This window comes from Bacillus sp. NPDC057893 (assembly GCF_042796455.1).
GTDB lineage: Bacteria > Bacillota > Bacilli > Bacillales > Bacillaceae_G > Bacillus_A.
This window is the reverse complement of sequence record NZ_JBHVNG010000002.1, coordinates 732,018-746,562: the sequence shown is the minus strand read 5'-3', so window position 1 is coordinate 746,562 and position 14,545 is coordinate 732,018. Positions and strand designations below refer to the sequence as shown.

General features: G+C 36.8%; 16 protein-coding genes. All 16 read right to left on the bottom strand.

The window, feature by feature from the left end; genetic code table 11:
* Positions 1-3 precede the first annotated feature (3 nt).
* Positions 4-651, bottom strand: coding sequence for an endonuclease III (gene nth, locus ACFVQC_RS12550; protein ID WP_377891482.1), 648 nt, complete (start codon positions 649-651; stop codon positions 4-6).
* Between the two features lie 15 nt (positions 652-666).
* Positions 667-1,374 (bottom strand): DNA replication protein DnaD, encoded by a 708-nt coding sequence (gene dnaD, locus ACFVQC_RS12545; protein WP_000728546.1) that lies wholly within the window; start codon positions 1,372-1,374, stop codon positions 667-669.
* A gap of 121 nt (positions 1,375-1,495) precedes the next feature.
* The gene (gene aspB / locus ACFVQC_RS12540; RefSeq protein WP_377891484.1) at positions 1,496-2,683 is read right to left on the bottom strand and encodes an aspartate transaminase AspB; all 1,188 of its coding nucleotides are present in this window, start codon (positions 2,681-2,683) and stop codon (positions 1,496-1,498) included.
* An 18-nt stretch (positions 2,684-2,701) separates the two neighbouring features.
* Positions 2,702-3,205: a cell wall elongation regulator TseB-like domain-containing protein gene (locus ACFVQC_RS12535; RefSeq protein ID WP_078181044.1), complete on the bottom strand. Its 504-nt coding sequence runs from the start codon at positions 3,203-3,205 to the stop codon at positions 2,702-2,704.
* A gap of 7 nt (positions 3,206-3,212) precedes the next feature.
* Positions 3,213-3,383 (bottom strand): YpmA family protein, encoded by a 171-nt coding sequence (locus ACFVQC_RS12530; RefSeq protein WP_377891487.1) that lies wholly within the window; start codon positions 3,381-3,383, stop codon positions 3,213-3,215.
* Positions 3,384-3,633: 250 nt separating this feature from the next.
* A complete protein-coding gene (dinG, locus tag ACFVQC_RS12525) occupies positions 3,634-6,438 on the bottom strand; it encodes an ATP-dependent DNA helicase DinG (RefSeq protein WP_377891489.1) in 2,805 nt (934 codons plus the stop codon).
* A 130-nt stretch (positions 6,439-6,568) separates the two neighbouring features.
* Entirely contained in the window at positions 6,569-6,952 is a 384-nt protein-coding gene (gene panD / locus ACFVQC_RS12520) for an aspartate 1-decarboxylase (RefSeq protein ID WP_000490176.1), read from the bottom strand.
* Between the two features lie 12 nt (positions 6,953-6,964).
* Entirely contained in the window at positions 6,965-7,813 is an 849-nt protein-coding gene (gene panC, locus ACFVQC_RS12515; protein WP_377891491.1) for a pantoate--beta-alanine ligase, read from the bottom strand.
* Positions 7,813-8,649, bottom strand: coding sequence for a 3-methyl-2-oxobutanoate hydroxymethyltransferase (panB, locus tag ACFVQC_RS12510; RefSeq protein WP_002149314.1), 837 nt, complete (start codon positions 8,647-8,649; stop codon positions 7,813-7,815). The genes panC and panB overlap by 1 nt, the downstream gene beginning before the upstream one ends.
* Positions 8,650-8,990: 341 nt before the next feature.
* Positions 8,991-9,971: a biotin--[acetyl-CoA-carboxylase] ligase gene (locus ACFVQC_RS12505; protein WP_377891538.1), complete on the bottom strand. Its 981-nt coding sequence runs from the start codon at positions 9,969-9,971 to the stop codon at positions 8,991-8,993.
* Positions 9,956-11,149, bottom strand: coding sequence for a CCA tRNA nucleotidyltransferase (locus ACFVQC_RS12500; RefSeq protein WP_377898431.1), 1,194 nt, complete (start codon positions 11,147-11,149; stop codon positions 9,956-9,958). Before ACFVQC_RS12500 ends, ACFVQC_RS12505 begins: the two co-directional genes overlap by 16 nt.
* Positions 11,136-12,281 (bottom strand): N-acetyl-alpha-D-glucosaminyl L-malate synthase BshA, encoded by a 1,146-nt coding sequence (gene bshA / locus ACFVQC_RS12495; RefSeq protein ID WP_002086596.1) that lies wholly within the window; start codon positions 12,279-12,281, stop codon positions 11,136-11,138. Before bshA ends, ACFVQC_RS12500 begins: the two co-directional genes overlap by 14 nt.
* Complete coding sequence (gene bshB1 / locus ACFVQC_RS12490) at positions 12,278-12,982, bottom strand: bacillithiol biosynthesis deacetylase BshB1 (protein ID WP_377891496.1); 705 nt, start codon at positions 12,980-12,982, stop codon at positions 12,278-12,280. Before bshB1 ends, bshA begins: the two co-directional genes overlap by 4 nt.
* A gap of 11 nt (positions 12,983-12,993) precedes the next feature.
* A complete protein-coding gene (gene mgsA / locus ACFVQC_RS12485; protein WP_002149322.1) occupies positions 12,994-13,389 on the bottom strand; it encodes a methylglyoxal synthase in 396 nt (131 codons plus the stop codon).
* A gap of 14 nt (positions 13,390-13,403) precedes the next feature.
* Positions 13,404-14,204: a dihydrodipicolinate reductase gene (gene dapB, locus ACFVQC_RS12480; protein WP_033718201.1), complete on the bottom strand. Its 801-nt coding sequence runs from the start codon at positions 14,202-14,204 to the stop codon at positions 13,404-13,406.
* Positions 14,201-14,545: a nucleotide pyrophosphohydrolase gene (locus tag ACFVQC_RS12475; protein ID WP_377891540.1), complete on the bottom strand. Its 345-nt coding sequence runs from the start codon at positions 14,543-14,545 to the stop codon at positions 14,201-14,203. The genes dapB and ACFVQC_RS12475 overlap by 4 nt, the downstream gene beginning before the upstream one ends.

The window sequence follows — 14,545 nt, the reverse complement described above, 5'->3', positions numbered from 1 at the left end:
CCTTTATTTCCCCTTCATTCGTTTCTTTCCTTCGCGACATATTTCTAGTAATCGACACCCTTCACATTGTGGTCGCTGCGCCTTACAGTAATAACGTCCAAAGAAAATCATACGGTGGTGTGTAACTCCCCACTCATCCATTGGAATTTTCTTCATCAATGTCTTTTCCACTTCTAACACAGAATCTTTCCATCTACAAATTGCTAACCGTTTACTCACTCTCTCTACATGCGTATCAACAGCAATCGCTGGAATCCCAAACGCTACCGAAACAACTACATTCGCTGTCTTTCTCCCTACTCCTGGTAATTTCGTCAGCTCATCACGGTCTTCTGGAACTTTCCCGTTATAATCATCTAGTAACATCCGGCACAATTTTTGAATATTTTTCGCCTTATTTCTAAACAATCCGATGGAACGTATATCTTGTTGTAATTCTTCTAAAGACACACTTAAATAATCTTCTGGTGTTTTATATTTTTGAAATAAGTTTTTCGTCACTTTATTCACAAGTGCATCTGTGCATTGTGCAGATAATGCCACTGCGATTACAAGTTCAAATGGATTATCATGAATTAATTCACAATGCGCTTCTGGATACATATCCGCCATTGTATCTAAACAATAACGAATTTGCGTTTTGTTCAACATATCTTTCCTCCTACACTACTGCTCCAACCAATTATAAAAAGGTACTTTCCCAGTAAATTTCGTCTCTTGTTTTGTCGTTTGTTGTGTGCGTTGTTGATTCGCTCTAAATTTCTGGCCTTGATTTTGCGCTTGATCTACCGTTTTAATTCCGTTCTTTTTCCACTCAAACAAAATACGATCAATATACCGGAAATTAAGTTTGCCACTCATAACAGCTTCACGAAGAGCCGCTTGAATTAAATTCGGATGGTGTTGATCTTGATCTTCCCACATCCCTAATGTTTCACATTCAAATGGCGAAAGTGGTCTTCCGAATTCTTTTTCAAATACTGTATATAAATTTACTTGAATTTGTTTTTGTTCTTTTTGCTCTTCCTCTATAGATTCATTCATTAAAAAGTGCAATATTTTTTCCCACAGTGGTTGTAAAGAATAACTTTCACACATCATCGCTTCAGATCTTCGTCCACCTTCTAGTGCTAAAAAACCTTTTTGGATTAAAGTCTGAATCACTTCCATGCATTTCATTTCTGTTATCGTCATCCGTTCTGAAATCTCTGAAGGAGTCGGGAACGAATTACCTGATTCTAAAAATGTGTGTACATGAAGTACTACCATAAATTCCGTCTCATTTAAACCTAGCTTTTTATAATGCATCATAAGCAATTTAGGAATCGCTATGCTTCCCTGTTCAAACCATTGTAACATCATTTTCTTTTTCATCACCAAACACCTCGCTTTCTAGTATAACACACCTTTAGCCATTTCTTTTTGCCACAATTCGTCAAAAAAACCTCCCTATATATAGGGAGGTTTTTTGCCATTTACTACAAGAAACAGACGATTAAGCCTGTACTTTACTTTTCATGAACGTATGAATTCGTTCTAATGCTTTCTCAACTTGCTCAAGAGATGTCGCATACGATAATCGAACATTATTTGGTGCACCAAATCCTGTACCTGGAACAAGAGCCACCTTTTCTTCTTCTAATAATGCTTTTGCCCACTCATCAACTGTATCATACCCAGCTAACGCTACGGCTTCTTTTACATTTGGGAATAAGTAAAAAGCACCTTGTGGCTTAATGCAAGTGAAACCAGGAATTTGAATTAATTTATCATAAATAATGTTCAATCTTTCTTCAAACGCTTGACGCATTGTTTCTACAGGTTCTTGTGAGCCTGCATACGCAGCAATTGCACCGTATTGAGCAATTGAAGTAGGGTTTGACGTACTATGACTCGCTAAGTTCGTCATCGCTTTAATAAGCTGCTTATTTCCTGCTGCATATCCAATACGCCAACCTGTCATAGAATGTGATTTAGATACACCATTAATAATAAGTGTTTGTTCTTTTAATACATTAGAAAGCTGGGCAATTGAAGTATATTCCGCGTCACCATAAATTAATTTTTCATAAATCTCATCTGAAACGATTAAGATATCATGCTCTAAACATACTTCTCCAAGCTGTTGTAATTCTTCTTTGCTGTAAATCATCCCTGTTGGATTGCTCGGTGAATTAATAATAACTGCTTTCGTTTTCTCTGTAATTGCCTCACGCAGCTGCTTTGCTGTAATTTTGTACTCATTGCCTTCTAGACCTTCTACATAAACTGGCTTACCACCAGCAAGCTTTACTTGCTCAGGATAACTTACCCAATAAGGAGTTGGGATGATAACTTCATCTCCTTCATCAAGTAACACTTGGAATAATGTATATAATGCATGCTTGGCACCATTACATACAATAATTTCAGATGGATCATACGCAATTCCTTGATCACGAGTAAACTTCTTCGCAATTTCTTGTTTTAACGCTTGCAATCCACCTGTTGGTGTATACTTCGTATGTCCTTCTAACATCGCTTTATGCGCAGCATCCATAATATGTTCTGGTGTATTAAAGTCAGGTTCTCCTGCCCCTAATGCAATTACATCATGACCTTCTGCTTTTAATGCTTGTGCCTTTGCTGTAATTTCTAAAGTTGAAGACGGTGTTAAAGCAGCTACTCGCTTTGCTAATTTCATTTGTAGTTCCCCCTACATCTATTTTTCAATGCTGTAGTGTCCAGCATATGCACCATTTTGAACTTCTAGATAATAATACGTATAACGATCTTCCTGATCAATATATGTAATTTCCCACAACGGAATATCGTTTTCAGCACCTAATTTTACTTTTACAATTTGTTTTGGCTTCGGCTTAGGTTCAGCACCTTCTCCAGTCGCCTGTTCAGCCAATTTTTGCAAAGCTTCTTTTTCAGAAATACCTTCACTCTTTTTCTTCACAAGGACATTTCCTTTTTTATCAGGCACCCAAACAATAATTTGTTCTCCTTTTTCATCTACACCTTGCACGACTGTATATGAAGATTTTCCGTTATAATAATCTACAGATTTCACATTTGTAAGCTTTGCTTTTTCTTTTGCAATTTCTACAGACTTTGACTCTTTGGGAATTTTCTTTTCCATCGCTTTATTATAAACATACGCCCCATATATTCCGCTAGCAACGATTACGATAATGATTGCAAAGATCCACTTTTTCATTGAATCACTACGTTCTGTAAATCGTAAATACAGCTATTTCTTTATCTTTTTCGTCTAATGCTAATCCGAACATGAGGTCCTGCTCTTTTAACGTACGATTCAAGCTATCAACAATTTTATACAAGTCAGACGAATATTTAATACGCGTCGTTGATAGGACTTCGATTTTATTATCCATGAAAAAACTCCTCCGTTACACAAAAATTTCTAATTATAGAAGAACGCAATACGGTTACAATAAGAGTACATTCTTTACAACCCCTGCTTCATCACCCATCTATTATAGCAGGACATGTACAGCAAAAAAAGGTTTCAAATCGAAAAGCAATATATTTTGTATACAAGAAGTAAGAAAAATAAAATTCCTCCTACCCACATTTTTTACGCCTGAAGTTTAAGTGTACTTCAGGCGTATTTTTCTTCCAATTTTATTTATTTGGTCGTTCCTTTAATTGCTCTAACAATTCTTCTAAAGGTCCTTCATAGAGCGGGACAGTTGGGATTGATTGTAAAAAACGTTTTCCATAGGAAGAACTTGTCAAACGGCGATCTAGAACAAATACCGTTCCCGTATCTGTATTTGTTCTAATAAGACGACCAAATCCTTGTTTGAAACGTAATATCGCTTGTGGGAGCGCTAACTTAGCGAATACGTCTTCTCCTTGATTTTTTAGCCACTCTCCTTTTGCTTCCATCATCGGCTGATTAGGAGGCGTAAAGGGCAGACGGACAATGACAAGGCAACTCAGAGCATCTCCAGGTATATCTATCCCTTCCCAAAAACTACTTGTTCCTAACAAAATCGATTTGTCGAACTCTTGAAATTTACGAATGAGGCGACTTCGGCTCTTATTATTCACACTTTGTGTTAATAATAAATATCCTTCTAATGCATCATCACTTTTCAAATTCGTATACGCTTCTTTCAACATTTCATACGAAGTAAATAAAACAAGCATTCTACCTTTTGTAGCTTTCGCTATTTTCGCAATATGTGCCGATACAGATTCAATATATTCCTCATTACTTGCTTGCTTAATAAAAGGCACATCAGTTGAAACCATTAATTTCATTTGTTCTTCAAAACGAAATGGTGATGGAACTTTTAATGTATTGGGCGCAAAATCATGCAAACCTAGCTCTTCTTTTATATAGTCGAATGAATCACTAACTGTTAACGTTGCTGATGTGAAAATAACACTCTTTTTTTCTGTTAAAAATTCATCAGCAAATCTTTCACTAATATGAACAGGCTGCGCATATAAAACTGTTGAATGAATCGTCCCCTTCGTTTCAGTCTCCATCCATGTCACGTATGAATTTTTTTCTAAAATGAGTAATTGTAAAGATTGTACCATCTTTCTCAACAACTCAATTAAGTGCATAAATTCACCTGTAACAACATGCATCTCCCATTCTAATTTACTTTGCAATATATCAACTTGCTTCTCAAGTGTAGTCACTAATTTTCTTACATCATATACAAAACGATTTGTTAACTCGGTAATGCTATCCCATAACTTACCTGTCTCTACTTCCGTGTTATATCGATAAATGAGCGGCATATTGCTCATCCCTTGTTCCTGCTTTGTTTGTTTAAATATGAAAGCACGTAACATTTGGAATAGTTCATCCGCATCAAATTTAAGTTCCTTCAAACTATGACTCACCATACGGAAAGTCGAACGAGAGGCTTGCTCTGATTTTTTCATCATTTTATATACTTTAGAAAGCACATCATCTGTTTCTAGCGTACCAAGACGAGATAAAGCTAATTGAAAATACATACATGAGAACTGTTCACCAAATGTTCTACTCGCCGCTTCTTCGATATGATGAGCTTCATCAAAAATAATATGTTCACATGAAGCAAACAGTGGTTCTTCACTTGAAAAATCTTGAAATAATAACGCATGATTTGTAATAACAATATCTGCAAACAATGCTTTATTCTTCGCTCGTTGATAAAAACAACGACTAAACCAGTTACTTTGCATCCCGCCTGGACTATATGCATCACTACAAATACGGTTCCAAAGTAACTTTCCGCCCTCAGGAATATTTAATTCATCACGATCGCCGGTTTCCGTTTGCAATAACCATACTAAAATTTTTGCCTTTGTGAGCGCCATATCATAATTTTTCTCTTCCTCTTGCAAAGCATATTCAAATTTATGTAGACAAAGATAATGCTTTCTTCCTTTCAGAAGAGCCACTTCAAATGAAAATGGCATTATTTTCTGTAATAATGGAATTTCTTTTTCTAGTATTTGTTGTTGCAATTGTACAGTCTGTGTACTTATAATGACAGGTTCTTCTTTTTTCTTTGCGAAATAAATACTTGGAAGTAAATATGCAAGCGTCTTCCCCGTACCTGTTCCTGCTTCAATCAGTGAAAACCTAGAATCTCTTAGCGCTGTATATATTTCCTTCATCATAATTTGTTGGCTTTCTCTTTTTTCAAACTTTGGCATATTCAATTCAAGTTTATCCATTGCTTTATGTAAGAAAGCATCAAATTTAGATGCGCATGTTTCACTGAGGCTTAAAGAATAATTCCGCTTTCGAAGCGCAATATTTCGATACACTTCATACTCCTCTGCCATTTCTTTACCATGCATCATTTTCTTTAAAATATTTTCAGAAAGTACATCAGCTATATCACTTTGGAAAACATCACTTAATTCATAAAGCGACTGTAATGTGACAAGTGGTAACTTTTCAATTTCACTTAAAAATTGTAAAAACAACTCCGCTGTTGCAAGAGCATCACTATCCGCACGATGTGGTTGATCGTGCTCTAGTTCATGTTGCTTAGCTAAATCACGTAATTTATAACTATCAGCTGTCGGCAAAAGAATTTGCGCCAATTCAACTGTATCAATTTTAGGACAATATACTTCTGTATATCCAGCCTGCCTTAATTCTTCATTTAAAAAATTCCAATCAAAGTGAACGTTATGTGCAACAAAAGCCGCACCTTGTAATAGCTCAACAATCATCGGGGCTACATCTCGAAATAACGGGGCTTGTTTTACAAGATCTGCATCAATCCCAGTTAATTCTGTAATAAATAGGGGAATCTCTCTCTTCGGATTAATAAAAGATGAAAAAATCTCTAATATCTCTCCATCTTCCACTACAACAGCTGCAATTTGGGTGATTTTATCCTTCCCATCCTTCCAGGAGTTCCCTGTCGTCTCTAAATCAACAACGACATAACGCTTACTCATATATGTAACACCTCAATTTCTTACCTATCAAACACAAAAATTATATAATGTTACTATACCACGTTTTACCTCATCTTAATGAAAAGATGCACAAAAAAGCTATCTCCTTAATTAGAGATAGCCTTCCTACTTATAATATCGTGCCAGCTTTTTCAGCACCTAACATTTCAATAATTTGATTATCATCGTCTAATACTGCAATTTTCGGCTCTTGTTTATGAATATTTTCTTCTGCCACTAAACCATAGCAAATAATAATAACTTTATCACCCGGTTGTACAAGCCTTGCAGCTGCACCATTTAAACACACAACACCGCTACCGCGCTCTCCTTTAATAACATATGTCTCTAAGCGAGCTCCATTGTTGTTATTTACAATTTGTACTTTTTCATTTTCTACAATATTTACCGCATCCATTAAATCTTCATCAATTGTAATACTACCTACATAATTTAAATTTGCTTCTGTAACAGTTGCGCGATGTAACTTCGCTCTCATCATTGTGCGAAACATAGATGCTCCCCCTTATTTCCCCATTAATGTTATATTGTCAATTAATCGTACATTTTCAAACTTAACTGCAATCGCTAAAATGATTCTTCCTTCAATTTTATCTATTGCTTTTAATGAAGGATATGCATATAAATCAGCATAATCTACAGTGCCTTTCGTATACTTCTCAATATGCTCTTGCACAAGATTCATAATGATTTCCGGATTACGTTCGCCTGCCTCAATTCGTTCTTTCGCTATACATAGACTGCCGTATAAATGAAGAGCTTCTTCGCGTTCTTCTTGTGATAAATACACATTACGAGAACTTTTCGCTAATCCATCTTCTTCCCTTACAATATCAACTGGTACGATCGTAACGGGAATATTAAAATCAGTTACGAATCCTTCAATTACAGCTACTTGCTGTGCATCTTTCATACCGAAATAAGCACGCGTTGGCAATATAATATTAAATAGTTTCATTAGTACAGTCGCAACACCAGCGAAATGACCAGGTCTTTGTTTACCACATAATACGTCGGTACGCTTCAAAACTTCTACTGTTGTCGTTTGTTCTGCTGGATACATCTCTTCTACACTCGGATAAAATAAATAATCAACACCATTTTCTTTTGCTACATTTTCATCTCTATCAATATCACGTGGGTATCGATCTAAATCTTCATTTGGTCCAAATTGTAGTGGATTTACAAATACACTTAACACTACAATTTCATTTTCTTCCCTTGCCTTACGTAGTAACGTAGCATGGCCTTCGTGTAAATACCCCATCGTTGGAACAAAACCGATACTTTTTCCATTTGTACGAAGTTCGTTTGTAATTTGCTGCATCTCTTGCACTGTAGTTATGATTTTCATTATTGTTTTCCTCCGTATAACGCTAAGCACTCTTCCTCTTTCATTGTGAATGAATGTTTTTCTTCAGGAAATTGTCCTGTCTTTACTTCAGTAACGTATTGTGAAATCCCTCGCACAATCTCCTCTTGAACAGACGTATATTGCTTCACAAATTTCGGAACACGATTTACGCCGTACGAGATAAGATCATGATATACAAGAACTTGCCCATCTACTTTTTGTCCTGCTCCAATTCCGATTGTAGGAATTGTTAACTGCGCTGAAATAAGTTCTGCTAATTGCATTGGCACACACTCTAACACAAGTGCTATCGCACCAGCTTCCTCACATTTCTTTGCATCTTCTATTAATTTTTTTGCACTTTCAGCATCTTTCCCTTGTACTTTATACCCACCTAGCACTCCTACAGATTGAGGAGTTAAACCTAAATGCGCCACAACGGGAATTCCCGCATTCATTAAGTAGTGAATAGTTGATATAACTTCTCCAGCACCTTCTACCTTTAATGCATGTGCCCCGCTCTCTTGAACAATGCGACGTGCATTAACCATCGTATCTTGCAATGAAACATGATAAGACATAAATGGCATATCAGTTACAATAAACGTCTCTTTCGCTCCGCGGCGTACAGCTTTCGTATGATGAATCATATCCTCTACAGTTACTGGAACTGTTGAATCATACCCAAGTACAACCATTCCTAGAGAATCACCTACTAAAATCATATCGACTTTAGCTTCTTCTGCTAATTTAGCAGATGGATAATCATACGCCGTTAGCATTGTAATCGGCTCACCTTGCTCTTTCATTTTCAAAAAATCTGTTTTTGTTTTCAAAAACTACTCCTCCTTTATGCAGGAGAGAGGAGATGGCCGAAATCATATAAAAAAACCCCTCTGGCCATAAAAGGGCAGAAGGGTTGTGTGTTAGTCGGCATTATTCATCCCTCTGTCCCAGTCCGTTATTGGATCAAGGCAGAATCCAAATTATTTTTTTCATACTGCGTAAAATAATGGTGCAGTTCGCTTTGATACTGCCCATATTCGAACTAATTATAGCAAACTCTGAAAAGGAATTGCTACATTTTTTCGAAAAAATAATTTTCTATCCCTATTACGGTATGTGAAATTTATTAGTATCTAAATGACAAAAAGAAGCTCCAAAATAGGAACTTCTTTTACTTAATTTCTATATCAGCAGAATGAATGTGGTGCACTTGTCCTTGATGATCCTCAAGTAACAATACACCATCCTCCGTAATCCCTTTTGCTAGCCCATTAATAGTTTCCCTCATCGTTCGAGCTGTAATTTCTTTTCCGATACTTACTGCGTAACTTTCCCAAAGAATTTTAATAACAGAGAAGCCATTTTTTAAATACTCTTCATACAATTTCTCTAGTTGCAAGAAAATTTGTTGCATAAGTTCCGCACGAACAATCGGCTTACCCGATTCAATTGCTAATGAAGTTGCAATTTGCTGAATTTCCTCATCAAAATGTTCTTGTTTCTGATTTGCATTAATGCCAATTCCCATAATAACAGCATTAATTTTATCTGGATCAGCTTGCATCTCCGTTAATATACCGACAGCTTTTTTACCTTGAATTAAAATATCATTCGGCCATTTAATCCCTACGTTTACACCGGTACATTTTTCAATTGCTTGCGCTACGCTAACAGCTGCTAATAAAGTAAGCTGTGGTGCATGATGAACTGGAATCGAGGGACGCAAAATAATACTCATCCAAATTCCTGTTCCTTTTGGGGAATACCATTTTCTACTTAAACGTCCTCTACCTGCTGTTTGTTCTTCAGCAACGACAATTGTTCCCTCTTCTGCGCCTTCATAAGCAAGTCTCGCTGCAATATGCTGAGTAGACTCAACCGATTCTTCAAAATAAACCGTTCTACCGATACGCTCTGTTTGTAATCCTAATTGAATCTCATTCGCAGTTACTTTATCTGGTTTACTAGCAATTCGATAACCTAAGCGGCGTACAGCTTCTAGTTCATACCCTTCATTACGAAGACCCTCCATATGCTTCCATACAGCGGTTCTCGAACAACCAAGTTTGTCACTAAGTATTTGACCAGATACAAATGCACCATCTGCTTCAGAAAAAACTTGTAATAACTGCTTTCTTATAGTAGATTGCATCTTTGTAGCCACTCCCTTATATCCTCTTTCTTATTAACTAAATCTCCTTGTACGATTGCTTCTTCAATATTTTGAAGCATTTCGGCAACCCACGGACCTGGCTTTTTATCTGCCCAGCTTAATAAATCATTACCAGTCACATTCATTTCTTGACGATTTTTTATCGGCAATGCATGAAATAATGATTGTACTTGCTTAACAGACGCACTATTATAACTTTCTATTATCGCTTCATATACTCTTTCCGCCATCTCAGCGATGCGAATCCCAGTTTTATAAAGAAGGATTGTATCCCACTCCTTCTCCTTTCTAGAACGAATTGCTAATAAAACCGCTACGATATCTTTGATCTTTTTATTCGAGAACTTCCATTGACGCAAAAAGACAGATGGATGCTCTTCTCCGATACAATATAAGAAAAATGCCCACGCCTCAACATCTGTTTCGAAAGAATCCCATTTATACTGCGTAGCTTTCAAGAGTCTTTCTTCTGACATTTGCAAATATGGCAGATGAGAAAATAACTTCGTTTCTACTAACTCTTGAAGACCATTCACACAATATGTACCGGTCAACAACTTTTCAAATTCAACTGTAATTCTTTCAATCGCTATATGTTCGAGCAAATGCCCATACGTTTCAATTGCTTGTTTCGTCTTTATTTCCAAAGAGAAACCTAACGTACTTACGAACCGAATACCACGCATCATTCGCAGTGCATCTTCTTGAAAACGGTCTGCAGCATCTCCAACCGTTGTAATTTCCTTCAGACGAATCGCTTCTTTCCCAGCAAATAAATCAACCATTTCGCCTTCCTCTGTCATTGCAATTGCATTCATCGTGAAATCACGTCGTTTTAAATCCTCTTCTAATGAACGGACAAATTGAACACTACTAGGTCTCCGAAAATCTTCATATTCGCTTTCTGTTCGAAAAGTAGTTACCTCATACGGTTCACCATTTTCTATAACAATTACAGTTCCATGCTCAAGACCAACCGGAACATGTCTTGGGAAAATAGCCATTACTTCTTCTGGTAAAGCAGATGTTGCGATATCGATATCTCCAATCGGTCTATCGATAATAAGATCTCGTACACTTCCACCAACGAAGTAAGCCTCATGTCCGTGCTGTTTTAATACCTCAATAATTGAACTAGCTTTTTTAAATCTTTCCATTCTTGTCATCCCTTAGTATGTCATAATAAATCGCCTCATACTGTGAAACGATTTTTTCCGAACGAAACTGCTCATATACAGATTTCATCGCTCGCTCTCCCATATTACGGTGAAGTTCTTCATTTTCTAGTAGTTGAATTGCTTGCTTAGCTATTCCATCTGTATCTCCAACTTCACATATATATCCTGTTTCACCATGTTGAATGACCTCTGGAATGCCCCCAACCCTCGTTCCGATACTAGGCACACCACACGCCATTGCTTCTAATATAACGAGACCAAAACTTTCCTTTTCTGATAAAAGTAGCATTAAATCACTCATCGCAAGAAGCTCTGCAACATTATCTTGCTTTCCTAGGAATAAGACACGTTCCTCAATATGTAAACTTTTCACCAATTGTAAAATAGTACAGAACTCTGGTCCATCACCAACAAGAAGCAATTTCGCATCTACTTCCTTTACAATTTTGGCAAATGACTGCACAACATCCTGTACACGCTTAACCTTTCGGAAATTTGAAATATGAATCAATACTTTTTCATTTTCTCGTATACCATATTCTTTTTTTAATTGAGACATATCACGTTTGAAATAAACACGTTCGTCTACAAAATTGTATACCGTCTCAATTTCTTTATCTGGTTTTACAAGTTCATTTGTTTCTTCAATTAACGAATGTGACACAGCTGTAACAACATCAGATTGTTCAATACCAAAGCGAATTAAATTATTTAACGAAGGGTCGGAACCTAACACAGTAATATCCGTTCCATGTAAGGTTGTAACAATTTTAATACGCTCCCCAATCATTTGTTTTGCTAAATATGCACAAATAGCATGAGGGATTGCATAATGCACATGTAAAATATCAAGGTTTTCTCTTTGAGCAACCTCTGCCATTTTACTCGCTAATGCTAAATCATAAGGTGGATATTGAAAAACAGAATATTGATTTACTGTTACTTCGTGAAAATAAATGTTCGGGTACACTTTATTCAACCGGAATGGTACACCCGATGTAATAAAATGAATTTCATGCCCGCGTTCCGCCAATTGCTTTCCTAACTCTGTCCCAACAACCCCAGAACCACCTACAGAAGGATAACATGTAATACCTATTTTCAATTTCATTTACATCCCCCTATTAAATCAGCATGTATTAAAACGGGTTTCTTACTCATAAATCCTTCGGCATACAGCACTCCAACTTCTTTCCCAAACATCTTCTCCCGAGCGATTACAGTTTCAACGTATCCTTCAGTTAATGGCGTCTTAACACCATCACTCCCTGTTGAAAACTGACTTTCATACGCTTCTAACGCTTCCACCTTTTTAGAAAGGTATTCACTAATATCTATACAAAAATTCGGTTTATGAAAACCATTAATTATATAATTATAAAAAGACTCTACACGGTGCGGCGGAAGTTCAGGCATATATTTACGAATTCCCGCTGAAAAGATGGCTTCTTCCACAAGTTTCGCGCAATTAGCATGGTCTGGATGACGATCTTCGTAATATGGTGCGAAAATTAGTGTTGGTTTATATGTACGAATAATCTTTACAATTTCACGTATATACTCTTCTTTTATATACAAACCACGGTCTGGCATCGCTAAATTAATTCTCGTTTTTACTCCCATAATACGAGCTGCAGCCTTTGCTTCTTCTTTTCTCAGTTCTACCGTTCCATTTGAAGAAAGATCAGCTTCTGTTAAATCGCAAATGCCTACTTCATATCCTTGTTTCGTATACTTTGCAATGGTACCTGCCATGCCGATTTCAACATCATCGGCATGAGCACCAAACGCTAATATATGTAATCCACTCATAATTGTTCCCCTCATTTTCTTAACTTTCGGTAATCTAAATCTCCCCGCTCTAATGCATGCATTAGCATTTCAGCACTTGCCATATTCGTTGCTAGTGGGATGGCATATACATCACATAAACGAAGTAACGCATTGACATCAGGTTCATGCGGCTGCGCTGTTAGTGGATCTCGGAAAAAAATCACCATATCCATCTCATTTTTTGCAATCATTGCACCAATTTCTTGATCGCCACCAAGAGGACCAGATTGATATCTTGTTACAACTAAACCAGTTGCCTCCATAATACGAAGTCCTGTCGTTCCTGTTGCAAAAAGTTCATATTTTTCAAAGATTGGTTTATATGCGTACGCGAACGAAACCATATCATCTTTCTTTTTGTCATGTGCGATTAAGGCAATTTTCATCCGTTGTCTCCCCTTTAGTCGATAATGTTTTCTAAACCATACACAAGATGATCAAGGTTCATTACCGTTTCAATTGATAGTTTGACACCTGACATAAATGATGCACGGTTGAATGAATCATGACGAACTGTTAACATTTGTCCATCTCCGCCGAACATTACTTCTTGGTGTGCAATAAGCCCTGGTAGACGTACGCTATGAATGTGAATACCATCCACATTTGCACCACGTGCTCCTTCTAATTGTTCCGTTTCATTAGGGTGTCCTTGCTCTTTTGGCACACGATTTTGACGGATTAATTCTACTGTTTTTACAGCTGTACCAGATGGTGCGTCTAATTTTTGATCATGGTGTAATTCAATTACCTCAACATCTTGGAAGTACTTTGCTGCCATTTGTGAAAATTTCATCATAAGAACTGCACCAATTGCAAAGTTTGGAGCGATAATTGTTCCTACTTCTTTTTCTTTTGCATTTTCTGTTAATTGCTTTAGTTCTTCTTCAGTAAATCCAGTTGTACCAATAACAGATCGAAGTCCACGTTCAACTGCAAGTGTCACATGTTTCTTTCCAACTTCTGGTGTTGTTAAATCTAACAATACATCCGCTTCTACTTCATCTAAACAAGTATGTAAATCCGCATAAATAGGTGCATCTAGCGCTGGCATTCCAGGTAAATCAGCTATTTTCTCTCCGCCATGCTTATAATCAATTGCTGCTACTAAATTGAAATGTTCTGTTCTTTCCATTAGAAGAACTGCTTCATGTCCCATACGTCCTCTTGGTCCAGCAATAATTACTTTAATTTCTTTCATGCTTCTTTCTCTCCCTCATCAATACGTGTCCAGCGATCTTTATCACGTGTATTAAATTTATCCATAACAATGTTATGTGCTGTTTCTAAATCAATATTTAAACTATTTGCCATACAAATCATAACAAATAAAACATCTCCAAGCTCTTCTTCAATACTGCGTTCTTTCTCAGTCGTCTTCTTCGGTTTCTCACCATAATAATGGTTAACCTCTCTTGCAAGCTCTCCCATTTCTTCAGTTAAACGGGCCATCATTGCAAGCGGACTAAAATAACCTTCTTTAAATTGACCGATATATGCATCTACTTCCTTCTGCATATCTTTCATCGTTTTTGCTTCCAT

What these genes read in the sequence shown, in the direction of transcription:
- nth (WP_377891482.1), bottom strand. Translation starts at nt 651, where the DNA reads ATGTTGAACAAAACGCAAATTCGTTATTGTTTAGATACAATGGCGGAT.
- dnaD (WP_000728546.1), bottom strand. Translation starts at nt 1,374, where the DNA reads ATGAAAAAGAAAATGATGTTACAATGGTTTGAACAGGGAAGCATAGCG.
- aspB (WP_377891484.1), bottom strand. Translation starts at nt 2,683, where the DNA reads ATGAAATTAGCAAAGCGAGTAGCTGCTTTAACACCGTCTTCAACTTTA.
- ACFVQC_RS12535 (WP_078181044.1), bottom strand. Translation starts at nt 3,205, where the DNA reads ATGAAAAAGTGGATCTTTGCAATCATTATCGTAATCGTTGCTAGCGGA.
- ACFVQC_RS12530 (WP_377891487.1), bottom strand. Translation starts at nt 3,383, where the DNA reads ATGGATAATAAAATCGAAGTCCTATCAACGACGCGTATTAAATATTCG.
- dinG (WP_377891489.1), bottom strand. Translation starts at nt 6,438, where the DNA reads ATGAGTAAGCGTTATGTCGTTGTTGATTTAGAGACGACAGGGAACTCC.
- panD (WP_000490176.1), bottom strand. Translation starts at nt 6,952, where the DNA reads ATGTTTCGCACAATGATGAGAGCGAAGTTACATCGCGCAACTGTTACA.
- panC (WP_377891491.1), bottom strand. Translation starts at nt 7,813, where the DNA reads ATGAAAATCATAACTACAGTGCAAGAGATGCAGCAAATTACAAACGAA.
- ACFVQC_RS12505 (WP_377891538.1), bottom strand. Translation starts at nt 9,971, where the DNA reads ATGCAATCTACTATAAGAAAGCAGTTATTACAAGTTTTTTCTGAAGCA.
- ACFVQC_RS12500 (WP_377898431.1), bottom strand. Translation starts at nt 11,149, where the DNA reads ATGGAAAGATTTAAAAAAGCTAGTTCAATTATTGAGGTATTAAAACAG.
- bshA (WP_002086596.1), bottom strand. Translation starts at nt 12,281, where the DNA reads ATGAAATTGAAAATAGGTATTACATGTTATCCTTCTGTAGGTGGTTCT.
- bshB1 (WP_377891496.1), bottom strand. Translation starts at nt 12,982, where the DNA reads ATGAGTGGATTACATATATTAGCGTTTGGTGCTCATGCCGATGATGTT.
- mgsA (WP_002149322.1), bottom strand. Translation starts at nt 13,389, where the DNA reads ATGAAAATTGCCTTAATCGCACATGACAAAAAGAAAGATGATATGGTT.
- dapB (WP_033718201.1), bottom strand. Translation starts at nt 14,204, where the DNA reads ATGAAAGAAATTAAAGTAATTATTGCTGGACCAAGAGGACGTATGGGA.
- ACFVQC_RS12475 (WP_377891540.1), bottom strand. Translation starts at nt 14,545, where the DNA reads ATGGAAGCAAAAACGATGAAAGATATGCAGAAGGAAGTAGATGCATAT.